Here is a 24,047-nt window from a genome sequence, read left to right on the forward strand (position 1 = left end):
TTTATGCGCCTACTACCACTTTTGCAAAGCGGATCACTTTATCGTTCAGCAAATAGCCTTCTTCCAAAACATCCACTACTTTGCCTTTTAAATCATCAGAGGGTGCCGGGATGTTGGTAACCGCTTCATGTATATCTGCATCAAAAGGCTGCCCTTTAGACAACATTTCTTTTAAACCCTTCTGGCTTAACAGATTTTTAAGTTTGTTATGAACCAAACTCACGCCTTCTTTTACGGCAGAAACATCTTTTGCGTTTTCAATGGCACGGCTTGCACGTTCAAAATCATCCAAAACCGGCAGCAAAGACACAATTACATCTTTACCGGCTGTTTGCAAAAGCTCTACACGTTCTTTGGATGTACGGCGTTTATAATTATCAAATTCGGCATATAAACGCAAAAATTTATCATTGGCCAAAGCCAGTTCCTCTTTATGTTTATCTTCAGCAGAAAATTCTGTATCAACATTTTCATTGTCAGAACCTTCTGTTTCGTTTTTCTGATTCTGGCGTGCTTCGTTTACCTGCTGAAATTCATCAAAAATCTCGTCCATGTTCGTGTTTTTTTCTGTTGAAGTTGGTTCTTCTTTTTTCATCTTCTTCAGGATATCATTAAAATTCATAATGTAGTTTTTGGGACAACAAGTTTCCTGCCATGCAAAAAAAACCGTCAGGCTGTCAGGCACCAGAAATGATGTGGTTTTATTTTGTCGCTTCAAAAATTACGCCTGACAGCAATTTGGCAGAGCGATACTGTTTTTACCGGCATAAAAACAGTATTGTACAAAATGAAAACAACTTATTAGTAATCCCTGACAAGATGCTTGTTAACGCCTGAATTCAAACAAACTCCGTGTGGTCCATCACTTTGCCGTTCTCGCATTTTATAATCCGGGAAGGGAAGGTGCGGATAATATGATAATCGTGCGTGGCCACCAGTACAGAAGTTCCGCTCAGGCTGATCTGTTTCAGCAGCATTACAATTTCTTCGGAAGTGTTTGGGTCAAGGTTTCCGGTAGGTTCATCGGCCAGGATCAGTTCCGGCTCGTTTAGCAAAGCACGTGCAATAACCACGCGCTGCTGTTCGCCGCCGGAAATTTCGTGTGGCATTTTCCGAAGTTTTGATCGCAAACCAACTTTTTCAAGCACATCCCGGATGCGCTCACTGATCTTGGTTTTGTCTTTCCAGCCGGTCGCTTTCAACACAAATTCAAGGTTTTTTTCCACTGAACGATCCGAAAGCAACTGAAAATCCTGAAAAACAATGCCCAATTTGCGTCTTAAAAAAGGAACGTCTTTACTGGCCAGCGTTTTAAGGTTATAGCCGCCTGCGTGTCCGTCGCCATTCGTTAAGTGCAAATCGCCGTACAAAACTTTCAGCAAACTGCTTTTCCCGGAACCGGTCTGGCCGATCAGCCAAACAAATTCGCCTTTGTTGATTTCCAGGTTCACATCAGAAAGTACCAAATGTTTTTGCTGAAAAACGTCGATGTTTTGCAATTGAATAACGGTGTCGCCAATCATTTTAAAGTTCCAGTTTTAAGATTTGACCAAAAGGCAGGTCTTTTACAATTTCCATAATTTGCCCGGCTTTATCCGCCAAACCCAGTTTATCTAATGATTTATCCGGCCGGTCAACCCGAAAGTAGGCCAGCAAAGTAAACTGCTCATCACGCAGCTGCACATAATCCGGTATTTTGGCCACTCCTTTTACTTTGATGATGTACATGTGCCGCCAAAGTTAAAATTTATACAATGTTTTTTCGGGTTGATTTTTGATTTTGTGCGATGCTTCTTTTAGCACCTATAATTTTATATCGACTTTAAGAAATCCATTGTGTTTACGCCATCTGCATAATCCCAAAGTTTTGGTTGCTGGCTTTCACCAAAATCCACAACCTTCACATTTGCAGTAAGTTGCATTTTGCTAACCACACATTGTACCGCTTCCTGCTGCTGGTTTAGCTGGAAGTTTACATCATCCAAATCAGCATAAAAACCATAAAAAACCACGGCCAGCGGAGAAGCAATTTTCTCGTCCTGCTTCAGCAATAAAAAACCGTTGTCCAGGTGCGGGTCCTGGTTTACCAGATAAATGGATTTATTGTAGTCGTAATTATTGTTGTATTTATGGTGATTGATGATGGGCTGAAAAGATTCGATTGCCCGAAAAAATTGCCCGAAATTATAACCTTGCGGAACCAGGATTTTGGAAACGCTGCGGCAGCCCAACCCAAAATAATCAAAAATATCATGACCTGCTTTTTGCAGATCAGCTTCGGTTTCATCACCCGAAAGCACTGCCAAGCTATTGCGGTTTTTACGGATAATGTTGGGCACTTTGCCAAAATAATGTTCAAAATAGCGAGAAGTATTGTTGCTCCCGGTGGCCATTACGGCGTCAAAATTTGCCAAACGTTCTGTAAATTCATAACGGCTGGCAAACCCTGGTTCAAGCAAAATTAATTGTTTTAAAATGTAACTAATTAAGCCTGAATCATTTGCGGAAGCCTTTATCATGGCAAAATGACCGGAAACCAACACGCAAAGCACATCATGGAACCCCACCAGCGGAATATTACCGGCCAGCACCAAGCCAACTTTTTTGCCGGTAAAAACAGCATTGGCATTTTCGGGAAGCCATTGTTCCAAATCATTAGTGTTCAGCATTTTACCAATGGCTTTTACGGCCTGCAGCACGTTTTCGGGCGTAAACCAGGCGTTGTATTGCCGTTCGCGGTCAATCAGTTGCAGCAATTCTTCGGAAGGAAACAACAATTTTTCGCCTAAGGCAGACAAAGTTTCTGCAAGGGTTGACTTAATCAATTCTGACATATAAATAGCAAAGCTTAAAACCTGAAAATGCAATTTTTGTTATCTTTGCAAAACATTGCGTAGAGGCAATTTCATTGTTTATCGCAAATGTATCATTTAGCTTTTTAAGGATTGAGTTATGGCAATTAAAATTACTGACGAATGTATCAACTGTGGCGCCTGCGAGCCGGAATGCCCCAATAATGCCATTTATGATGCCGGCGCGGCTTGGAAGTTTTCTGAGGGGACATCTTTAAAAGGCGTGATCGATTTTGGTGATGGTTCTACCTTAAATGCCGAAGAACCGAACGCAGCAATTTCTGATGAGGTGTATTATATCGTTTCTGATAAATGTACAGAGTGCGTAGGTTTTCACGACGAACCGCAATGTGCCGCTGTTTGCCCTGTTGATTGCTGTGTTGATGACGAAGATGTGCGCGAATCAAAGGAAGAACTGCTGGCCAAAAAATCATGGCTGCACGTAGAAGGTTAATTTTAATTTAAATAGATTTGAAAGGGAATGCAGTTTGTATTCCCTTTTTTTATAGGTAAAAAATGCAACACGGAATTATAAACCTGGCCATTGTGCCTTTGCGGGAGGAGCCTGCACATCGATCGCAGCAAGTATCGCAACTGCTTTTTGGAGAGTGTTTTAAAGTGCTGGAAAAGCAGGGGCAATGGCTGCAGATCGAAACTGAAAACGATCAATACCAAGGCTGGGTTCAAGCCATTCAATGTGTTTTGGTAGAGGAAGATGCGTACATAAACTTCCGACAAAAACCTGTGAAATTAACGCATGAACCTGTAACGATCATCCGCAGAAATGATGAGAATTCCATACTGTTTTTACCTGCCGGAAGTTGTTTGCCTAAATTATCCAATCAAAAATTTATTATTGCCGATACTGTTTTTGAACTGCAAAACCCGCTTCAACCTGAGCAAAACAACTTGGTTGATTACGCTAAAACCTATTTAAACACGCCGTATTTATGGGGCGGCCGTACACATTTCGGTATTGATTGCTCCGGATTTTCGCAGTCGGTATTCCGGCAGTTTAAGGTAGAAATTAAACGTGATGCCTGGCAGCAGGCAGAGCAAGGTGCTCCGGTAGATTTTCTGCAAGCCGCAAAAGCAGGTGATCTGGCATTTTTTGATAACGAGGCCGGGCGCATTGTTCATGTTGGCATTATGCTTGATAATGAGCGAATTATCCATGCTTCGGGAAGCGTAAAAATAGACCGTATTGACGATCAGGGAATTTATTCGGCAGCACAAAAAAAATATACGCACCGGCTGCGCATTATCAAACGCTTCTTTTAGCACATAAAAAAGGGGATTGGATTTTTAAAATCCAATCCCCTTTTTTTGGTTTAAAAAGCAAACCTTATTTCATCTTGCTTTGAATAGATTTGATCATTGATTGATGCTCTTTTAAGGTTGGCAAAGCATTTTCGGCAAATGACTTTACTGCCGGGTCTTTTGCATTTTTTATTTCTTTTTCAAATGCATTTACATCGTGATCATGATCTTTTACCATAGCATCTACATAGGCTTTATCAAAGTCCTTACCAGATTTTTTACTTAAATCCATCATGCTCTGCTTCGCATCATTCCCGACACTATCAGGCAAAGTAATGTTTTTTTCTTTGGCCAAAGCTTTCATTTTATCGTTGATCATGCTATGATCTTTAACCATTTTCGCACCAAAATCTTTAACAGACTGTGACATGGCTTTTTGTTCTGCCAGTTTTCCCATCGCAACTTCTGCCATACCGCCATTTGCGGCTTCAACTGCAAAGTCTGCGTCGTCTTTGTCAACTTTCATTACGCCACCGGCAACATTTGCAGTTGTGTCCATAGATGAAGTCATTGCAGAAGTGTCTTTGTTGGCGTTAGAATCTTTCGCCATTTCCGTACTGCTTTTGTTAGAACTGTTGCAAGCTTGCAGTGCAAAAGCTGCTGCAGCCGCACAAATAAATAAATTTAACTTTTTCATTTTTTTCATTTTAAAACTGTTTTTACATTTAACTAACAGGACTAATAATCAGATTGTTTAAGTTAAAAAAAATATAATTCGGAAAAATTTAGGCGATAAAAGAAGTATGTGTTTTTCGGTTTTTTAAAACCGGAAAGCCCAACTCATCACCATCTTGTCATCGCTCACCGAAATCAATTTATTTCCATCCAAACTCCAGGCAATTTTGTTGACAGACAGACGATGAACCGGCATCCCTTTTTCCCGGCTGATGATTTTGTACAGTTTAAAATCATCACTGCCCCAGATTTTAATGCTTTTGTCCATACTTGCCGTGGCAAAATAGGGTTGGGTAGGATGGAAGGCAATGCTGTTGACCGCAAACAAATGCGCCGAGATGTTTTGGATAAGGTCAAAACTTTTACAATCCCAGATTTTTAATTGTGCATCCCGCGAACCGGAAACCAAATATTTGCCGGAAGGTTCGTAGGCCAGCGAAAAAACAGGTAAAGTATGTCCGTTCAACGTTTTAACCGGCGTATAATCTTCCAGATCGTACACCCGAACAGTATTATCGCGGCAGCCAAAAGCCACCTGTTTATTTTGTGGGGAAATGCCAATACAACGAACCGTATCTGCCGAAACCTGGATCGAATGTACTAAGTTCAAATCTTCCAGGTTCCAAACAGAAACTGAACCATCTTCACATGCAACCAACAATTCATTTTTGCCCGGAACAGATTTGATGTCAAAAATCGGTTTTTGGTGATTTTTTAAGGTTGAAATGATTTTTTGCTGAATAAAATCGAACACAAAAATATCACCGTTGCGCAATCCGGCAAACAAAAGCGGAAAACCTTCCGGACAATGAATGCTGTAAACCGAAGTGGGAACCGGAAACATTACTTTGATAAAAGCATTGTTTTGCAAGCTCCATTCTACCACGCCTTTATCGTTTCCGCCTGTAAAAATAATGCCTGGTTTTTGGGAAACGGCCAAAGCGTAAATTGGATTTTGGTGGCCGGAAAGTTCTGCGGATTTTTCAACTTGCATTTGATCAGTTGTGAGTTGCGTGTTGTCGGTTTGAGCGGAAATAAAAGTTTAAGATTTCAGGTTTAGTATAAACTAAAAACAGGTAACCCGCAACTACTTTATCTGTGCCTCGCTTCCAAATTCCTGGCAATCGTTTCCAAACTGACATTTTTCTCACGCAACAAAAAAAGCAAATGAAAAACCAGATCCGATGCTTCGTTTATCAGGCCAAATTCTGTTTCCGCTAAGGCTGCAATTACGGTTTCCACGCCTTCTTCCCCAACTTTCTGGGCAATTTTGTTCAAGCCTTTTTTGCGCATTTTATTGATGTACGAACCTTCCTGCGGATTTTCATATCGATCAGCAATGATATTTTCCAGTTCAAAAATAAAATTCTGATTATGCTCGGTTTTAAAACAACTGCGCGAACCGGTGTGGCAAGTCGGTCCGTCGGCTTTTGCTTTGATCAGAATCGTATCCTCGTCGCAATCCAGAAATACTTCTTTTACATGCAAAAAATTACCGCTGGTTTCGCCTTTCGTCCAAAGCCGGTTTTTGGAGCGTGAAAAAAAGGTTACGATTTTTTCTGCGGAAGTTTTATCAAACGCTTCCTGGTTCATATATCCGAGCATCAGCACTTCCAAGGTTTGCTCGTCTTGTATGATAACTGGCAAAAGGCCTGTATTTTTATCGAAATTCATATTGATTTTTATGCTGTAAAAGAAGCATTTTGTTTTTGGTCAGATCCTTACTTCAATGTTATGCTGTTTTAAAGTCTGCTTCAAATCCGGGATCAAAATTTCCCCATAATGAAAAACCGAAGCCGCCAAAGCCGCATCAACACCGGCATCTTTAAAAACATCTACAAAATGCTGCTGGTTGCCTGCACCGCCGGAAGCAATCAGCGGAATACCGATCTGATCGTTAATTTGCTTCAGAAAACCACAATCAAAACCGATTTTTGTACCGTCATGATCCATGGATGTCAACAGGATTTCTCCTGCACCACGGCTCTGTGCTTCTTTTATCCAGGTAAAAGTTTCGTGTTCTGTAGCTATGCGACCGCCGTTCAAATGCACCAAGTTTTGGTTGCCGACGTGTCTTGTATCAACTGCAATTACCACGAATTGTACACCGAAAGCTTTGGCCAGTTCATCAATCAGTTTTGGATTACGCACTGCTGCGGAATTGATCGAAATTTTATCTGCACCGGAGTTTAAAAGTACGTCCGCATCTGCAATTTCATTGATTCCGCCACCAATGGTAAACGGAATATTGACATTTCGTGCAACGGCTTTAACGAGTTCGACCATGGTTTTCCGCCGTTCGTGCGTAGCTGTTATGTCGAGAAAAACCAGTTCGTCCGCACCTTGCTGTGAGTATTGCCAGGCCAGTTCTACCGGATCACCGGCATCGCGCAAATCCACAAAATTGACGCCTTTTACCGTACGGCCGTTTTTTACGTCAAGGCAAGGAACGATGCGTTTGGCAAGTCCTCCGTTCATAAAGTCTCCATCGCTCTCAAATTCCACTCCTGTATTTCTTCTACCGAGATCCGGTTTTCGTAAATCGCTTTGCCAACCACCACAGATTCTACGTTGATTGCACTCAGGTTTTTAATGTCTTCCATCGAACTTATACCACCGGAAGCAATCAGTTTGATAAAAGGGGAATGGTCCAGCAGTTTTCCATACAATTCAATCCCGGCACCGCTCAGTTTTCCGTCTTTGTTGATATCGGTACATAAAAACCTGAAAAAACCCAAACGCAGGCAACGGTCCACATAATCCGTCAGCTTTACCGGCGAGCTTTCCATCCAGCCAGAATACTTGATCACTTCGTCCAGCACATCGATGGCAATCACAACATGATCAACGCAGTTTTTTTGCCCGATAAAAGAAGTACTTAGCTCATCCAGAAAAGTTGGATTAGTAATGGCCTGTGTGCCTACAATTACACGGTGAACACCAGCATCGATCAGCTCTTTCACCTTCTCAATACTACGCACGCCACCACCGTATTGTATTTTCATCTCCGTTTTTCGGATGATGTTGAACAAATATTCCTGGTTGCTAAAATCGCCTTTTGCACCGTTTAAATCAATAATATGGATGAAATCTGTTCCGTTGGCCTGATATTTTTCGATCATTTCTTCCAGCGTAACATCATAATTGGTTACCTGTGCATAATCGCCTTCTCGCAGGCGCACCACTTTCTGATCTAAAATATCTATAGCGGGGATGATGTACATTTTGTGTTTAAGCATTAAGATGAGCAAAGTTTTTCAAGAGTTGTTCGCCTGCCAAACCAGATTTTTCGGGGTGAAATTGTACGCCGTAAAAATTATCTTTTTTAATGGAAGCCGAAAACCGAACGCCGTATTGCGTTGATGCTAAGGTATATAAATTATCATGTTCGATAAAATAAGAATGGACAAAGTAAAAATAAGCCTGGTTTTTGATGTTTTTAAAAAGATCATCACCTTCTTTGAGACTAACCTGGTTCCAGCCGGTGTGTGGGATTTTTAAGCCATTTTCTTCCTTAAATTTTAAGGTTTTGATCGGGATGATGTTCAATAAATCAGCATTTCCTTCTTCTGAAAACGCCGTGATCAGCTGCATCCCAACACAGATCCCCAAAACGGGTTTCGTTATTTTTCGGATAACCGGAACCAAGCCTGTTTTTTCCAGCTTTTGCATGGCCGCACCTGCATGGCCAACGCCCGGAATAATGTAACGGTCGTATTGCCCAAAATCGCTTTCCTGAGAAATCATGCCGTATTCAATCCCCAACCGATCTAAAGCAGCAGTCAGGGAGAAAATATTTCCGGCACCATATTGTATTATTCCGATCATTGTTTTTGGGTGTAAGGTTTGAGGTGAGGGGTTTGGAGTAAATGATATGCGATTGCTATGTCCTCGCACCTCAAACCCCGAACCTCCTGCCTACAAAACCCCTTTCGTACTTGGCAAAACCATATTATTTACATCTCTATTTACTGCCATTTTAATGGCTTTTGCAAAGGCTTTAAAAATAGATTCTATTTTATGATGTTCGTTTTCGCCTTCTGCTTTGATGTTTAAGTTGCATTTTGCCGTATCAGAAAAGGATTTGAAAAAGTGAAAAAACATCTCTGTCGGCATTTCGCCAATTTTTTCCCTGGTAAAAACAGCATCCCAAACAATCCAGTTGCGGCCGCCAAAATCTATCGCTACTTGCGCCAGGCAATCGTCCATCGGCAGTAAAAAACCATAACGGCCAATGCCTTTTTTATCGCCTAAAACCTGTAAAAAAGCTTCGCCTAAAGCAATTCCGGTATCTTCAATTGTGTGGTGTTCATCAATATGCAGATCACCTTTTGTATTGATTTCCAGATCAATAGAACCGTGTTTTGCAATCTGATCCAGCATGTGGTCAAAAAAATGCAGACCGGTATTTACTTTCGCTTCGCCTTTTCCGTCCAAATTTAGTTTGATGAAAATATCGGTTTCTTTGGTTTGGCGGCGATGTTCAATTTTACGCTGGCCAACTTTTAAAAACTCGTAAATTTTTTCCCAATCCGAAGTTTCCAAAGCGATTACCGGTTTTAAATCTTCTAATTCCTGATTAGCAAACTCATTTCCGCCCAAATTAGTCTGGTTATTTATCCATATCGCTTTTGAACCGAGATTTTTCGCCAAAACTACATCATTCAACCGATCACCAATGACAAACGAATTCTTCAGATCATATTCTTCAGCATTAAAATATTTCGTCAATAGGGCCGTTCCCGGTTTTCGGGTTGGCGAATTTTCTTTTGGAAAAGTTCGGTCTATCACAACATCCGAAAATTCAACCTTTTCATTTTTCAGGGTTTGGATAATGAAATTCTGAACCGGCCAAAACGTATCTTCCGGATAAACGGCTGTTCCTAAACCATCCTGATTAGTTACCATCACAAACTCAAAATCCAGTTCGGTTGCGATTTTTGGCAGATATTGCAGCATTTTTGGATAAAATTCCAGCTTGCCGAAAGAATCGATCTGCTCATCTTCAGGTTCTGTGATCAGCGTACCATCCCGATCGATAAATAATATTTTTTTCATGCTTAAAATCCTTCCAAAACGGTTAATAACTGCTTGTTTTCTGCTGGCGTGCCAACGGTAATGCGCAAACAGCCTTCGCAAAGTTCCACTTTTGAACGGTCGCGAACGATGATGCCGCGTTCTACCAAAAACTGATAAACCTCACGTGGCGATACTGTTTTTACCAGTATAAAATTGGCGTCCGATGGATAAATTTCCAGCACAAAGCTAAAATTCTTCAAACCTAATACTAATTTATCGCGTTCCAGAAGCGTTTCTTTAATCCAGCCATTCACCTGTTCCACGTTTCCCAAAGCCTGCAAAGCTAATTTTTGCGAAGCTTCGTTGATGTTGTACGGCGGTTTTACACGGTTAAAAACTTCAATAATTTCTTCGGAAGCAAAAGCCATTCCGATACGTAAACCCGCTAATCCCCAGGCTTTTGACAGCGTTTGCAAAACCACCAGATTACCATATTCAGTTAATTCCTGGATGAAACTTTTTTGCCGACTGTAATTAATATACGCTTCATCAACCACCACAATTCCGTTAAAATTGGCAAGCAGTGTTTCCACATCTTCGCGGTTGATCGAATTTCCGGTTGGATTATTGGGAGAACATACAAAAATGAGTTTTGTATTTAGGTTAATCGCTTCTGCAATTCCTTCCATATTTAACTGATATTCAGCTATTAACGGAATATTTTGGACTTCAATGTCATTAATATTGGCCGAAACCTGGTACATGCCGTAAGTTGGCGGCACCAAAATTACATTGTCAATTCCGGGTCGGCAAAAACTTCGGAACAAAATATCAATTGCTTCGTCGCTACCGTTTCCCAAAAAAATATTACGCGGCGGTACTCCTTTTATAGAGGTAATTTTCTGTTTTACAGCCAGTTGCAGCGGATCAGGATAGCGGTTAAAATTTTTCGAAAGCGGCGAGCCGTAAGCGTTTTCGTTCGCATCTAAAAAAACACTTGCCTCGCCCTGAAATTCATCCCGCGCGGAAGAATAAGGTTTAAGGTTTTTTATATTTTCCCGAAGGAGGTTTTGAAGATTAAAATTCATTTCTAAATATTTCTTTCTGAACTATGGTAGGGCAATTCGTGAATTGCACGCTTTTGTTTTTTTTAGGGCGATTCTTGAATCGCCCCTACATGCGTACTGTTACTGCATTTTTATGTGCCTGCAAACCTTCCAGTTCGGCCAAAATTTCCACCGTTTTGCCAATATTTTGTAATCCTTCGGGAGACAAATGCTGAAACGTGATTTTCTTCACAAAAGAATCTACCGAAACACCCGAATATGCTCTGGCATAAGCACTTGTGGGCAAGGTATGATTGGTTCCGGAAGCATAATCGCCAGCACTTTCCGGTGTTAAATTGCCCAAGAAAACAGAACCTGCGTTAATAATTTGATTTGTGATTTGCCGCCAGTTATCGGTTGCCAAAATTAAATGTTCCGGTGCATATTGATTACTAAAATCCATCGCTTCCGAAAAAGTATCGGTAAAAACAGCATACGAATTGGCAATTGCTTTTTTAGTGATTTCTGCACGCGGCAAAACCGGTAATTGTTTTTCCAGTTCGGTTATTGTTTCATCAATCAATTTTTGCGAAGTTGAAACCAAAACCGACTGACTATCAACGCCATGCTCGGCCTGTGCCAGTAAATCCGCCGCTACAAAAACCGGATTTGCAGTTTCATCAGCAATAATCAAAACCTCCGATGGCCCGGCAGGAATATCGATCGCCGTAACCGTTGTAGATTGTATAATTGTTTTAGCTTTGGTAACATATTGGTTTCCAGGTCCGAATATCTTATCCACTTTCGGGATGCTTTTAGTTCCGTAAGCCATCGCCGCAATCGCTTGCGCACCTCCAACTAAAAATACTTTTTTTACGCCCAAAAGTTGCGCCACAAAAGCAATGTACGGATTGATTTTTCCGTCTTTTTGCGGCGGCGAACAAACTACAATCTCATGGCAACCTGCAATTTTTGCCGGAATGCCGAGCATCAAAAATGTGCTTGGCAAAACCGCCGTTCCGCCGGGAATGTACAAGCCAACTTTCTCAATCGGCCGCAATTCGCGCCAGCAAGTTACGCCGGGCATGGTTTCAACTTTTTCTTCTGTGCGAAATTGGTTTTGATGGAATTTATAAATGTTTTGATATGCTGTTTTTATCGCTTGTTTTTGTTCTTCGGAAACCTGTTTATCCAATTCGGCAATTTCGTTTTCATCTGCAAATAACTGGTTTAAAGTTACTTGGTCGAATTTCAAAGCATAATCCCGCAAAGCCTGGTCGCCGTTTTGCTTTACGTTTTGAAGAATATTTTCTACCGTTTCCCGAATCTCATTTCCAGCATCTGTGTTGCGCAAAGTGAGCTGCTCCAGATCAGTTTTAGAAAGTTCGTTGTAATTATAAACCTTTAACATCGTACCAATTTTTATGTGGTAAAAACAGTATTATAAAATGATTTTTTCAATCGGCATTACCACAATTCCCTGCGCACCGGCGGCTTTTAGTTCGCTGATCTTGTTCCAGAAATCGCGTTCCGGGATAACCGTATGCACCGCAACCCAGCCACTTTCTGCCAACGGAATTACACTTGGACTTTTTACGCCGGGCAGTAAACTTAATACTTTTGATAAAGAACTTTCCGGTACATTTAACACTACATATTTGGTTTCTTTCGCCCGCAAAACAGACTGGATCCGCTGAATCAGTTCCTGTACATGTTCGTGGTTTTCATCGCCTTTGCGGCCAATCAAAACGGCTTCCGAAGAAATTACATCTGCAAAAGGCTTCAATCCGTTGCTTTTCAGCGTTCCACCGGTAGAAACAATATCGAAAATGGCATCGCTTAAACCCAAGCCCGGACTAATTTCTACAGAACCGGAAATAGTTCGGATATCAGCATGTATATTGTTCTCTTTCAGAAACTTATTTAAAATAACCGGATAAGAAGTAGCAATGGATTTTCCTTCCAGCTGACTTAAACTTTCTACTTCGCTGTTGTTGGGCAATGCTATTTTTAGCGTACACTTTCCGAAACCGAGACGTTGCAGGTAACTTACTTCCACTTCGGTTTCCAGGATCACGTTTTCGCCCACAATCCCAAGATCAGCAATGCCATCCTGCACGTATTCCGGAATATCATCATCCCGCAAAAACAAAATTTCCAACGGGAAATTTGAAACTGGCGAAATAAGCGAACTTTTATAATTTTCGAAAGATAAACCGCAGTTTTTTAACAGTTCAACCGATTTTTCGTTGAGGCGACCGGATTTTTGGATCGCTATTTTAAGTGGTTTCAATAGAGTGGAGGTTGAATAACAAAAAAAGATTCAATATTTCGGGCAAAATCAGTTCAAACTCAGGCTGAATGATGGTGATGATGCAGATAGATGAAATATTTTTTCATGATGTTTGACTGGTTGTTGCCAGCGTGCGGCAAATATAGAAAATTTGTTAAAAACTGTCCCGGTTTAAAAAAAGATTCTGGATGCTGATGAGATTGAAGTACCATTAATCTTTACCGAAAAATTCAGTTTAAAGGTTTAATCCACAGCTTTTTAAATGCTTCTTTTACCGCATAAAATTTAGTGGTTTTTGTTGTACTTCTGCAAAAAAGTAAATTATATTCGGCAACTTTTAGGTGCTAAAAGAAGTATAGAGGATCAACTGAACAAGGTTTTGATAAGCTTCCCCGGATTTTTTAACATATCGCTGTTTGGCAACAGACAAATTTTTTTGATTGTTTTTAAATTTGGATGCTGTTTTTATCGTACATTTTGCTTTTCCTGAACCTGATAGATGAACAAAACCATTCCCAGCCTTAACGGATTACGCGCAATCAGCATTTTTGGTATTTTGATCGCGCACGTCCAAATCATGAATTTTCATCGCGCAGATGGCCCCGGCGGACAAATTGGCGTAAGTATTTTTTTTGTGATTTCCGGCTTTCTGATCACTTTGCTGCTGCTGAAAGAAGAAGCAGAACATGGCACTATTTCGTTAAAAAACTTTTTTATCAGGCGGTCACTGCGGATTTTTCCGGCTTTTTATTTCTTGCTTTTTGTTTATTTCCTGCTGCAAATGTGCGGGGTTTTAAATATTGGTTTAAGTTCCTGGCTTTCCTCACTTACTTATACAAAATTTTATTTTGCACGCGGCCAAAACGATTGGGAAACAGGCCATATCTGGACTTTAAGCGCCGAGGAGCAGTTTTATCTGATCTGGCCTTTTGTGTTTGTTTATTTAAAAAAATTGCGGGCAACGTTTGCAGTAGTTATAATCTTGGTAGTGCCCGCTTTAAGGTTGTTTACAGACATTTCTGTAATGCACTTGTTTACGCGGGCAGATGCTTTGATGCTGGGTTGCCTGCTGGCAATGCATTATCAAAAAGCGGTATCGTTTTTTAACACAAAACCTGTTGTGGTTTTACTGCTGCCATTTGTAATGTTGCTATTTTGTCTGTTCAGCAAGAAATTTTTATTTATGTTGGATGCACAACAAGCCGGTTTAATTTCAAAAGTATTTTTCGGATCATTTGGCAGCATCACCAATTTATCAATTGCAGCTATCATTATTGTCTCGATCACACACCGTAATAATTTGTATTTTAAGGTTTTGAACAACGAACTGATCAATTATATCGGGAAATTATCATACAGTATTTATTTGTGGCAGCAACTTTTTTTCTCAAAAAACACGCTCCCTTTATCCAATTTCCCCATAAATTTGGCGTGCATTTTATTGGCGGCATTGTTTTCCTACTATTTAATCGAACAGCCATTTTTAAAACTTAAAAAGAGGTTTGTGGAAGTGCAGCCGCCGATTTTAAACCCTGTACAAGTTACAACGGGCTGAAACAGAACGTAAAAGAAGTTTGGAATCAAATAATATTTGCCCGGCATTTGCCACTTCTGCTTATAATTTTTCCAGCCAAAACAAACCATCATTTAACGATTTCGGGAGAAGCGATGGCAATTTTCATAAGATAAAAAGAGTATTTATTTGGATACGTTAGATGTTTTAAAATATCTAAAACTATCTCAAACCCGTTTTGCTTCCTCCCAAAAAACATCCATTTCTGCCAGCGTCATATCTTGCAATTGTTTGCCTTGTTCTTTGGCTTTTTGCTCAAGATACTGGAAGCGTTTGATAAACTTTTTGTTCGTTTTTTCCAGGGCATTTTCAGGGTTGATATTGATAAAACGTGCGTAATTAATCAGCGAAAACAGCAAATCGCCAAACTCGCCTTCTGCTTTTTCCATATCGATAGACGCTTCTTTTACCGTATTAAATTCAGCCTTAAATTCTTGTAATTCTTCTTCCACTTTTTCCCAAACCTGGTTTTTATTTTCCCAGTCGAAGCCAACGCCACGCGCTTTTTCCTGTATCCGCGCAGCTTTGACCAAAGCCGGAAGCGATGCCGGAACGCCGCCCAAAACCGATTTGTTGCCTTCTTTCAGCTTCAGTTTTTCCCAGTTGCGTTTCACGTCCTGCTCATCGTTCACGTCCGCATCCGCATAAATGTGCGGGTGGCGGTAGATAAGTTTTTCACAAACACCGTTCAAAACATCGGTAATATCAAAATCACCTTTTTCAGCAGCAATCCGCGCATAAAAAACCAGGTGCATCATTACATCGCCCAGTTCCTTTTTGATTTCGGGTTGATCGCCTTCCAAAATGGCATCTGCCAGTTCGTAAGTTTCTTCGATGGTTAGATGGCGCAGCGTTTCCATCGTTTGCTTTTGGTCCCACGGGCAGTTCTCGCGCAGATCATTCAAAACGGCAAGCAATCTTTCAAAAGCAGCACCCGGGTTTTGTTGCGTAGAAGGAATTGGTAATGGCATATTTTTAGTTTGAAACCAAAATTAAAGTTTTTTTGATCAGACAAGTTTTAGGTAGATAAAAACAGCATCATTTTAAATAAAAAACCCTGTCGGTTGCAAAAACGACAGGGTTTTTTGTATCAAAACAAACAGCAATTAAGCCATCTCGATAAATAAGTCTTTTTTCGCACGGCGGACTTTTTTGGCGTTTGCCAGCTGGTCGTTCGCTTCATCGCGGTAACCTAAAGGCATAATGGCCACGCTGCGTAATCCTCTATCTTGTAAATCAAGCAAAACATCCATACCTAAAGCATCAAAACCTTCCATTGGCGTGGCGTCAACTTTTTGTTCTGCGGCGGCAGCTAAACCTGTCCCTAAAGCAATGTAAGCCTGTTTGGCAGACCAGTTGAAGCGTTGTTCCTGGGTTAATCTTTCAATTGTACCGGCAATAGTGTTGTGGAAACCCTGCAAAGCATCAACCGGAATACCGCGCGTTTCGGCTATATTGTTTATGTAAGCAGTAATATGTGCTTCTGTTACATCATTCCATGCAGCAAAAACCAGCAAGTGCGAAGCTTCAAAAATTTGCGGTTGATTGTAAGCGACCGGCTGGATTTTTTTGCGAAGTTCTTCACTTTCAATCACCAAAACAGAAAATGGTTGTAAACCATAAGAGGTTGCAGATAAGCGGATTGCCTCTAAAATATAATCTAATTTTTCCTGCGGAACTTTTTGTCCGTTCATTCTTTTGGTGGCGTAGCGCCAGTTTAAATCTTGTAACAAGCTCATTTTTTTTATTTTTTACTTTCTGTTTACTTTGAAAATCAAAAGTAAGATAAATACATGTTTAAACACTTAATGTAAATCAAGAAATTAGAACGTTGACTTTTGTATGATAAAAACAGTATTATAAACGCGTTGCCCGGAGCATTTCGCGTTTTCCCGGCGCGCCCGGCACTTTTTCAACCTTGAAATTTAGAGATTTTAACTGCCGTTTCAGGTTTCCGGTGATGGCATAAGTAACAAAAACGCCGCCGGTTTTCAAAAAAGAAATCGTGTGTGCAATAGCTGTTTCGCCCCACATTTCAGGTTGGTGAACTGCGGCAAAAGCATCAAAATAAAGCACATCAAATAACTGTGGCGATTCAAAGTTGAGGAGTTCTGTATGCGCCAGTTCCAGCTCGCAAAAACCGTTTATTTTTACTTTGTGATTGATGCAGGAAGGGTACATGCCCTGAAAACTTTCCCACAAACTGGAATCAATATATTGCTGATAACCGGTTTGTTTGATCAAATCTGTGTTGAGCGGAAAAGCCTCGATTCCAACATAATCCAGTTTGATTTGATTTTGCGTACAATAATCTGCAGTTAATAAAAAGTTTAGTGCGGTTCCTAAACCAACTTCTAAAATTTTTACTTCTTTAATTGGATTGCCCGATGCTTCTTTTATCGATATAAAATGTTGCAAGCCCGATTTCAAAAACACATGCCGACTTTCCTGTAAAGCACCATGTTTGGAATGATAGTTTTCGCCAATTTCTGAATTGAAAATGGTGTTGGAGCCATCGGCAGTTTGAGTGAATTGGAGCATGGATAATTAAAAAATTGAAATTTAGTCTATGTAATATACAAGTTTTTATAACTTTAAATCCCTTTTAATCTCCAAGCAGATGCTGGCCCTTCCAAACCAGGCACTCTCTCTATTATGTTTTCATCACGAAGTTTATAAAACTCAATTTTTACTAGGTTTTCTGATTTAATTCCTGTTAGTTCTCGTGCTTGTCTATTGTTAATTGTAGAATTATTTTTTAAAAATTCTAATATAAGTTCAGTTGGTCTTGCCAAAGGTGTATGGGGTATAGTAACTTTTAAACTTCGATCAGTCTCTTCAATTACTGGTGATTTTAATTTCCATTCCTTCATTTTCTCGAAAGCAGTATTAAGACCTTCACCTATATCTTTATTAGGAGCATTTTTATACTTGCTTAGAGTTCTTACTATTTTATGATTTCTAGCATATCTTGAATCTAATATATTGTTTACTGTTACATAACCTGGTAGTCTGCCAGGGCTAATTATTTCAATTCTATTATCATAAATTATTATTTGTACATCATCAGAAATAGAGTAATCTCTATGTATTATAGCATTTGTAATAATTTCCCATACTGCTTCTGGCGGATATCGCATTGCTCGTAATCCTTCAGGTGTCCAAACTTTAATGCTTGACATAATTTCAGTAACAGTTGCGACTGTTTGATATATTAATTTATAACTAGAACCTTCAATAGAAATTGTATCTTTTAAATAATCTCGTTCGGGTTCATCTTCTTTAGTTTCGTACCTAACCACTTTTACTGCACATTTTCTAGGAAGAAGTGCAGAAGGATTATTTGAAAATAAGAGTAAACCTGAAACTCTCGGATCATAAGTTTTTAAATCAATTAAATTTTCACTTATAACATATTCTAAAGGCTCGGTTCGTGGAGAAAAATCACTCAAAAAAGATTTAATCTCTTCTGATTCAAATGTTGATTCTGGAGGAATGGTTGAAACTACAAAATCTTCAAACGACGTTGCACCTTTTGCAAATTGGAGTTCTATTACCTTTTGCTTATCTGTAATTTTTAAAGATTGAGCACCGTTTCTAACATAAATTTCCCTAGCAGCAGTTTCATGTACACTTGCACTTTTTTCAATTCTAATTTGCATTATAAGTCCAGGAAAATCATTACAAGATAAAAAAGTGCAACTAAAATCTAAAGTTGGAACAACTTCAGATAAAGCTTGAAGGTGTGAGTTAAAATCTTCAATTTTTGTAGCACCCTTCCATCTTTTATTAGATTCAGGTTGGTCTTTTATATCTATAATTCCAATTAAAAACTCACCGCCATCAGCGTTAGCAAATGCTGTAGATATTTTCTGTGTTTTTGCTCCAGAGATTTCTAAAGCTTTATGGTCAAAAAAATGTGATTCTTCATTCTCAACTAGTTTAATTGCGTCTTCACGAGTTATTTTCTTTTCTTTCATACTTACGAATTATCGCTGCGTTATAAATATCTACAAATTAAGTTCTAATACAGAAAAAATTAACAAAAAAGCCCGTAACCTTTACGATCACGGGCTTCTTTTACCCTTATAGATTCCTCAAAAACCTACCAAATCCGAATCCGATCTTCCGGTGCCTTGTACAATTTGTCACCAGGTTTTACATCAAAAGCAGCATACCAGGCATCCATGTTTACAGGCGCACCAATGGCACGGAACTGCTCTGGCGAATGCGGGTCAACCACCACTTGTTGTGCAGCCGATTCCGGTAAAATTTTGCCTCTCCATACTTGTGCCCAGGAAAGGAAGAAACGTTGATCCGGCGTAAAGCCGTCAATTTTTTCATTGCTTTGGCCTTGTTTGGTCAGTTTAAAAGCGGTATAAGCTACGTTCAGGCCACCCAAATCGCCAATGTTTTCACCTAAAGTCAGTTTTCCGTTTAAGTGGATGCTATCCAAAATGGTGTAATCGCTGAACTGCTTGGCCAAAGCTGCGGTTTTAGCATCAAATTTTTTGCGGTCTTCGGCAGTCCACCAGTTTCGCAGTGTTCCGTCTTTATCGTACTGGCTTCCCTGATCGTCAAAACCGTGCGACATTTCATGCCCAATCACTGCACCAATCCCGCCATAATTTACGGCATCGTCTGCTTTTGGGTCGAAAAAAGGGAACTGTAAAATCCCTGCCGGAAAAACGATTTCGTTCATTACCGGATTGTAGTAAGCGTTGACCGTTGGCGGCGTCATTCCCCAAAGTGTGCGGTCAACTGGTTTTCCTAACTTCGCAATCATCTCGTTATAATCCCAGATGTTGGAATTTTTCACATTCTGAAAAAAAGTATTCCTATTGACTACCAGGCCACTATAGTTTTTCCATTTGTCGGGATAACCAATTTTAGGCGTAAAAGCATGTAGTTTGGCAATGGCTTTTTTCTTGGTCACATCGCTCATCCAGTCCAGTTTATTAATGCGAATCTCAAAAGCTTTACGCAAATTGGCAACCAACTCTGTCATCCGTGCTTTAGCTTCGGGTGTAAAATACTCCTTTACATATAATTGGCCAAGCAATTCCCCAATCGCACCATCAGTTAAAGATGACATCCGCTGCCATCTTGGTGTTTGTACTTTTTGCCCGGACAAAACCTGGCCAAAAGCAAATTGCGCCTTTACAAAAGGAGAACTTAAATAAGAGGCAGAACCTTTAAGCACATTCCATTGCAGGTAAGTTTTCCAATCGTTTACCGGTGTGGTTTTTAATAAAGCATCGGCATCTGTGAAAAATTTTGGGTTAGAAACCAAAAGGGAATCCTGGCCTTTAACTTTCATTTTTGCCATTAAATCCATCCAGTCAAAATCAGGTGTGGTTTTGCTGAAAGCGGAAACTGCAAATTTGTTATAGGTTTTGATCGGGTCGCGCATTTCAACGCGGCTCATTTGTGCCGTTGCCAGTGCTTTTTCAATACCAAAAATAGTTTCGGCATTTTTTTGCGCCGTTGCCTGGTCTGTTCCGGTTAGCGTAAACAGGGAAACGATATAATTTTTATACGCCGACTGGATTTTTTGTGTACGCGCATCGCTTTTCAGGTAGTAATCGCGATCAGGCAAAGATGTGCCGCCCTGGCTCAAATTCACAATCATTTTGTTTACATGTTTACTATCCTGGCCGATGTAAAAACCAAACAGCGGCGAAGCAATGCCTTTCGTACGCATCACGGCCACTTCATTCAATACCCCGTTTAAATCGGTAATTTGGCTGATTTTTTCCAGTTCCGGTTTAATCGGCGTATAGCCTAATTTTTCAATTGTAACGCTGTCCATTGCGGCTGCATAAAAATCGCCAACGCGTTTTTCAATTGATCCCGGTGCGGCATTTTTATCAGCTTCTGCTTTGGCCAGCAAACCTTTAACCGCATTGATATTAAAATCGCGGAGCACGTTAAAACTTCCCCAACGGGTTTCTTTTGCCGGGATTTCATTGTTTTTCAGCCAGGTTCCGTTGGCATATTCAAAAAAGTTATTGCCTGGTTTTACAGATAAATCCATATTGGCACGGTCAATAAATTTTTTCGGCGGGACCGGTTTTCCGCCTTTTCCGGGTTCGCTGTTCCCGGCCATTACACCAGCCGAAAGCAAAACCGCGCCCGTAATCACTAATCCAGAATACTTCAACTTCATCTTTAAAAAATTAATTGCTGTTTTAATTAAACGTTAAATATAAGCAATAAAAAAAGGGTGGTAAAAACAGCATCGGGTTTGGGGCGATGCTGTTTTTATCGGTATAAATTCAGGATTATAATTTTAAACTATTGATTTTTAGTATTTTAAGTTGAAGTAAAAGTCCGGCTGATCCAAATCTGATGTCCTATTTTAAAATTGTAAAAATTTTGTGATTCAGGATTTGAGTTGATGCAGTGAAATTTTGAAACCGCAGCGATGCTTCTTTTATCCACCTTTTTTTGTGAAGTGGTTATCATCAAAAATCAGCTTTAAAACCTATTTTTGCGCTTTATTTATGCTGATTTAAACAACGTGGAAATCCCTACAAAATATAATCCTCAGGAAACGGAGAACAAATGGTACCAATATTGGCTCGATCATGGCTTTTTTAAATCCGTGCCCGATGACCGCGAGCCATATACTATCGTAATGCCGCCACCAAACGTAACCGGCGTGCTACACATGGGCCACATGCTCAACAATACCATCCAGGATGTTTTGGTGCGCCGCGCGCGAATGCAAGGCAAAAATGCGTGCTGGGTTCCGGGAACAGATCACGCTTCCATCGCTACCGAAGCAAAGGTTGTAGCGATGTTAAAGGAACGCGGCATCGCTAAAAAAGACCTTTCGCGCGAAGAATTTTTGAGCTACGCCTGGGAATGGAAGGAAAAATACGGCGGCATTATCCTAGAACAATTAAAAAAGTTGGGCGCAAGCTGCGATTGGGACAGAACCAAATTTACCATGGATCCGGAAATGAGCGAAGGCGTGATCGATACTTTCATCCATTTGTATAAAAAAGGCTGGATTTATCGCGGCGTGCGCATGGTGAACTGGGACCCGCAAGGCAAAACCGCCGTTTCTGATGAAGAAGTGATCCGGAAGGAAGTTAACCAGAAGCTGTATTATATTAGGTATGAGGTTGTTGAGAAGAGCGAAGAGATAGGAGCGGGGAGCGGTATAAACGATCAAATATCTAAAAGTGATGTGTCTTCAAACCACGCTCTTCGCTCATCATTCCTCACCATCGCAACCACCCGCCCCGAAACCATCATGGCCGATGCGGCAATTTGCATCAACCCGAACGATGATCGCTATGCTTCTTTTATCGGCAAAAAAGTGCTGATTCCTTTAATCAACCGCGAAATCCCGATTATCTTGGATGATTATGTAGAAATGGATTTCGGTACAGGTTGTTTGAAAGTTACGCCTGCGCATGATTTGAACGATTACAACCTCGGCATAAAACACAATTTGCCGGTGATTGATATTTTGAACGACGATGGCACGCTCAACAAAAAAGCGGAAATTTTAATAGGAAAAGATCGATTTACCGCACGTAAAGAAATTGCCAAACTACTGGAGGAAGCCGGAAGTTTGGAAAAAGTTGAAGAATATAAATCACAAGTTGGTTTTTCCGAACGGACAGATGCGGTCATTGAACCCAAACTTTCGATGCAATGGTTTTGCAAGATGGAAGAAATGGCCGGTCCTGCTTTGGATTATGTTTTAGATAGCGAAGTGAAACTGATCCCCGAAAAATTTACCAATACCTACAAACATTGGATGGAAAATGTGAAAGATTGGTGTATCAGCCGGCAATTGTGGTGGGGACAACAAATTCCGGCCTGGTACTTACCAAACGGACAATTTGTGGTAGCTAAAACCCGCGAAGAAGCTTTTGAAGAAGCAAAACATTTAAGTACCAAATATTTAGGTTTGAAGATTGAAGATTTGCATCAGGAAGAAGATGTTGTTGATACTTGGTTTTCCTCTTGGCTTTGGCCGATTTCTGTTTTTGACCCACAATTTTTTGGTGGTAAAAACAGTATGGGCAACTCCGACCTGCAATATTATTATCCAACAAATGATCTGGTTACCGCACCCGAAATTTTGTTTTTCTGGGTGGCGAGGATGATTATGGCCGGGCACGAATTTAAAGGTGAAGCACCGTTTAAAAATGTTTACCTAACGGGAATTGTGCGTGATAAATTAGGCCGGAAAATGTCTAAATCGCTCGGTAATTCACCTGATCCGCTGGATTTGATCGAAAAATATGGCGCGGATGGCGTGCGTGTTGGGATGCTTTTTTCTTCTCCCGCAGGAAACGATTTAATGTTTGATGAAAGCCATTGCGAGCAGGGAAGGAATTTTGCCAATAAGATTTGGAACGCATTCCGTTTGGTAAAAGGCTGGGAAGTGGACCCGCAATTATCCAATCAAAACCAAAATTTGATTGATTGGTTTGAAAGCCGTTTTAACCAAGCTTTAACGGAGATTGAAGAAAACTTTAAACAATACCGTTTATCAGAAGCTTTAATGGCGACTTATAAATTGGTTTGGGACGATTTCTGCGCCTGGTATTTAGAAATGGTAAAACCGGCTTATCAGCAACCCATCGATGCGGAAACTTACAAGTCAACAATTGGTTTTTTTGAAAATATTCTAAAGATCGTCCATCCTTTCATGCCTTTTTTAACTGAAGAATTATGGCATGATGAATTATTTGGCGAACGTGCCGAATTGGATTGTTGCATAGTGGCACAACAACCGAAAGGTGGAAAAATCAATTTAAAATTGCTTAATGAAATTAGTATGGTAAAAGAAGTAGTTTCTGGAATAAGAAACATACGTAATATAAACCAAATTTCGCCTAAAGAAGCTCTTCCGCTTAGTTATAAATCTGATCCAAAAACTTCTGAAGTAAATTATGAATCTTATAAACCAGTTTTATTTAAATTAGGTAATTTGAGTAATGTAAGCCCTACCAATGAAAAAATTCCTGGGGCAACAAGTTTCTTTACTGGAAGTACTGAAAATTTTGTTAAACTTTCAAATCAAATCAATATAGAAGCAGAGCGCGAACGTATCCAAAAAGAATTAATTTACTTACAAGGTTTTCTGAAATCGGTAACAGCAAAATTATCTAACGAGCGTTTTGTACAAAATGCAAAACCTGAAATTGTGGCCAACGAGCAACAGAAAAAAGCAGATGCAGAAGCAAAGATTGCAATTTTGGAAGAAGGTTTGGCAGGATTGTAAAATATAATTCAAATTT

At 40.1% G+C, this 24,047-nt stretch carries 23 protein-coding genes; 4 read left to right on the forward strand and 19 right to left on the reverse strand.

Annotation, left to right across the window (positions count from 1 at the left end; genetic code table 11):
- Position 1 precedes the first annotated feature (1 nt).
- The 4 genes from ACOFKR_RS09075 to ACOFKR_RS09090 form a co-directional block, all read right to left on the reverse strand.
- Positions 2-622: a nucleotide exchange factor GrpE gene (locus ACOFKR_RS09075; protein ID WP_419800480.1), complete on the reverse strand. Its 621-nt coding sequence runs from the start codon at positions 620-622 to the stop codon at positions 2-4.
- 217 nt (positions 623-839) lie between these two features.
- Positions 840-1,523 carry a cell division ATP-binding protein FtsE gene (locus ACOFKR_RS09080; RefSeq protein ID WP_419800481.1) on the reverse strand — a complete coding sequence of 228 codons (684 nt, stop codon included), beginning with the start codon at positions 1,521-1,523 and terminating at the stop codon, positions 840-842.
- 1 nt (position 1,524) lies between these two features.
- The gene (locus tag ACOFKR_RS09085) at positions 1,525-1,728 is read right to left on the reverse strand and encodes a fructose-6-phosphate aldolase (RefSeq protein WP_419800482.1); all 204 of its coding nucleotides are present in this window, start codon (positions 1,726-1,728) and stop codon (positions 1,525-1,527) included.
- An 83-nt stretch (positions 1,729-1,811) separates the two neighbouring features.
- A complete protein-coding gene (locus tag ACOFKR_RS09090) occupies positions 1,812-2,834 on the reverse strand; it encodes an acyl-CoA reductase (protein WP_419800483.1) in 1,023 nt (340 codons plus the stop codon).
- A 118-nt stretch (positions 2,835-2,952) separates the two neighbouring features.
- Here ACOFKR_RS09090 and ACOFKR_RS09095 point away from each other — a divergent pair, with 118 nt between their 5' ends.
- Together ACOFKR_RS09095 and ACOFKR_RS09100 are read left to right on the forward strand one after the other, a co-directional pair.
- Entirely contained in the window at positions 2,953-3,306 is a 354-nt protein-coding gene (locus ACOFKR_RS09095; RefSeq protein WP_419800484.1) for a 4Fe-4S dicluster domain-containing protein, read from the forward strand.
- Between the two features lie 62 nt (positions 3,307-3,368).
- Positions 3,369-4,133, forward strand: a complete 765-nt coding sequence (locus ACOFKR_RS09100; protein ID WP_419800485.1) for an NlpC/P60 family protein — start codon at positions 3,369-3,371, stop codon at positions 4,131-4,133.
- A 64-nt stretch (positions 4,134-4,197) separates the two neighbouring features.
- Here ACOFKR_RS09100 and ACOFKR_RS09105 read toward each other — a convergent pair whose 3' ends face one another.
- The 10 genes from ACOFKR_RS09105 to hisG form a co-directional block, all read right to left on the reverse strand.
- Positions 4,198-4,818 carry a DUF4142 domain-containing protein gene (locus ACOFKR_RS09105; RefSeq protein ID WP_419800486.1) on the reverse strand — a complete coding sequence of 207 codons (621 nt, stop codon included), beginning with the start codon at positions 4,816-4,818 and terminating at the stop codon, positions 4,198-4,200.
- 114 nt (positions 4,819-4,932) lie between these two features.
- The gene (locus tag ACOFKR_RS09110) at positions 4,933-5,841 is read right to left on the reverse strand and encodes a WD40 repeat domain-containing protein (protein ID WP_419800487.1); all 909 of its coding nucleotides are present in this window, start codon (positions 5,839-5,841) and stop codon (positions 4,933-4,935) included.
- Between the two features lie 98 nt (positions 5,842-5,939).
- Positions 5,940-6,521: a bifunctional phosphoribosyl-AMP cyclohydrolase/phosphoribosyl-ATP diphosphatase HisIE gene (hisIE, locus tag ACOFKR_RS09115; RefSeq protein WP_419800488.1), complete on the reverse strand. Its 582-nt coding sequence runs from the start codon at positions 6,519-6,521 to the stop codon at positions 5,940-5,942.
- 39 nt (positions 6,522-6,560) lie between these two features.
- Positions 6,561-7,325: an imidazole glycerol phosphate synthase subunit HisF gene (hisF, locus tag ACOFKR_RS09120; RefSeq protein ID WP_419800489.1), complete on the reverse strand. Its 765-nt coding sequence runs from the start codon at positions 7,323-7,325 to the stop codon at positions 6,561-6,563.
- A complete protein-coding gene (locus ACOFKR_RS09125) occupies positions 7,322-8,071 on the reverse strand; it encodes a HisA/HisF-related TIM barrel protein (RefSeq protein ID WP_419803634.1) in 750 nt (249 codons plus the stop codon). The genes hisF and ACOFKR_RS09125 overlap by 4 nt, the downstream gene beginning before the upstream one ends.
- A 7-nt stretch (positions 8,072-8,078) precedes the next feature.
- Positions 8,079-8,675 (reverse strand): imidazole glycerol phosphate synthase subunit HisH, encoded by a 597-nt coding sequence (hisH, locus tag ACOFKR_RS09130; RefSeq protein WP_419800490.1) that lies wholly within the window; start codon positions 8,673-8,675, stop codon positions 8,079-8,081.
- A gap of 90 nt (positions 8,676-8,765) precedes the next feature.
- Positions 8,766-9,905 carry a bifunctional histidinol-phosphatase/imidazoleglycerol-phosphate dehydratase HisB gene (gene hisB, locus ACOFKR_RS09135; RefSeq protein WP_419800491.1) on the reverse strand — a complete coding sequence of 380 codons (1,140 nt, stop codon included), beginning with the start codon at positions 9,903-9,905 and terminating at the stop codon, positions 8,766-8,768.
- Positions 9,906-9,907: 2 nt separating this feature from the next.
- The gene (hisC, locus tag ACOFKR_RS09140) at positions 9,908-10,954 is read right to left on the reverse strand and encodes a histidinol-phosphate transaminase (protein ID WP_419800492.1); all 1,047 of its coding nucleotides are present in this window, start codon (positions 10,952-10,954) and stop codon (positions 9,908-9,910) included.
- 85 nt (positions 10,955-11,039) lie between these two features.
- A complete protein-coding gene (gene hisD / locus ACOFKR_RS09145; protein WP_419800493.1) occupies positions 11,040-12,323 on the reverse strand; it encodes a histidinol dehydrogenase in 1,284 nt (427 codons plus the stop codon).
- A 30-nt stretch (positions 12,324-12,353) separates the two neighbouring features.
- The gene (gene hisG, locus ACOFKR_RS09150; protein ID WP_419800494.1) at positions 12,354-13,205 is read right to left on the reverse strand and encodes an ATP phosphoribosyltransferase; all 852 of its coding nucleotides are present in this window, start codon (positions 13,203-13,205) and stop codon (positions 12,354-12,356) included.
- A gap of 499 nt (positions 13,206-13,704) precedes the next feature.
- Between hisG and ACOFKR_RS09155 the strand changes: the two genes are divergently transcribed.
- A complete protein-coding gene (locus tag ACOFKR_RS09155; protein WP_419800495.1) occupies positions 13,705-14,760 on the forward strand; it encodes an acyltransferase family protein in 1,056 nt (351 codons plus the stop codon).
- A 185-nt stretch (positions 14,761-14,945) separates the two neighbouring features.
- On the opposite strand, the gene mazG is transcribed toward ACOFKR_RS09155, so the two are convergent.
- From mazG to ACOFKR_RS09180, 5 genes are all read right to left on the reverse strand, one after another.
- Positions 14,946-15,749, reverse strand: coding sequence for a nucleoside triphosphate pyrophosphohydrolase (gene mazG, locus ACOFKR_RS09160; RefSeq protein WP_419800496.1), 804 nt, complete (start codon positions 15,747-15,749; stop codon positions 14,946-14,948).
- A 135-nt stretch (positions 15,750-15,884) separates the two neighbouring features.
- A complete protein-coding gene (locus ACOFKR_RS09165) occupies positions 15,885-16,517 on the reverse strand; it encodes a nitroreductase family protein (protein ID WP_419800497.1) in 633 nt (210 codons plus the stop codon).
- A 118-nt stretch (positions 16,518-16,635) separates the two neighbouring features.
- Complete coding sequence (mnmD, locus tag ACOFKR_RS09170) at positions 16,636-17,319, reverse strand: tRNA (5-methylaminomethyl-2-thiouridine)(34)-methyltransferase MnmD (protein WP_419800498.1); 684 nt, start codon at positions 17,317-17,319, stop codon at positions 16,636-16,638.
- A gap of 53 nt (positions 17,320-17,372) precedes the next feature.
- Positions 17,373-18,758 carry an ATP-binding protein gene (locus ACOFKR_RS09175; protein ID WP_419800499.1) on the reverse strand — a complete coding sequence of 462 codons (1,386 nt, stop codon included), beginning with the start codon at positions 18,756-18,758 and terminating at the stop codon, positions 17,373-17,375.
- A gap of 125 nt (positions 18,759-18,883) precedes the next feature.
- Positions 18,884-20,887 (reverse strand): M13 family metallopeptidase, encoded by a 2,004-nt coding sequence (locus tag ACOFKR_RS09180; protein WP_419803635.1) that lies wholly within the window; start codon positions 20,885-20,887, stop codon positions 18,884-18,886.
- Between the two features lie 414 nt (positions 20,888-21,301).
- On the opposite strand from ACOFKR_RS09180, the gene ACOFKR_RS09185 reads away from it, so the two are divergent.
- Positions 21,302-24,031, forward strand: a complete 2,730-nt coding sequence (locus ACOFKR_RS09185) for a valine--tRNA ligase (protein WP_419800500.1) — start codon at positions 21,302-21,304, stop codon at positions 24,029-24,031.
- Positions 24,032-24,047 lie beyond the last annotated feature (16 nt).

The sequence above is a fragment of the Mucilaginibacter sp. genome (genome assembly GCF_965201005.1).
Taxonomy (GTDB): Bacteria; Bacteroidota; Bacteroidia; order Sphingobacteriales; family Sphingobacteriaceae; genus Mucilaginibacter_A.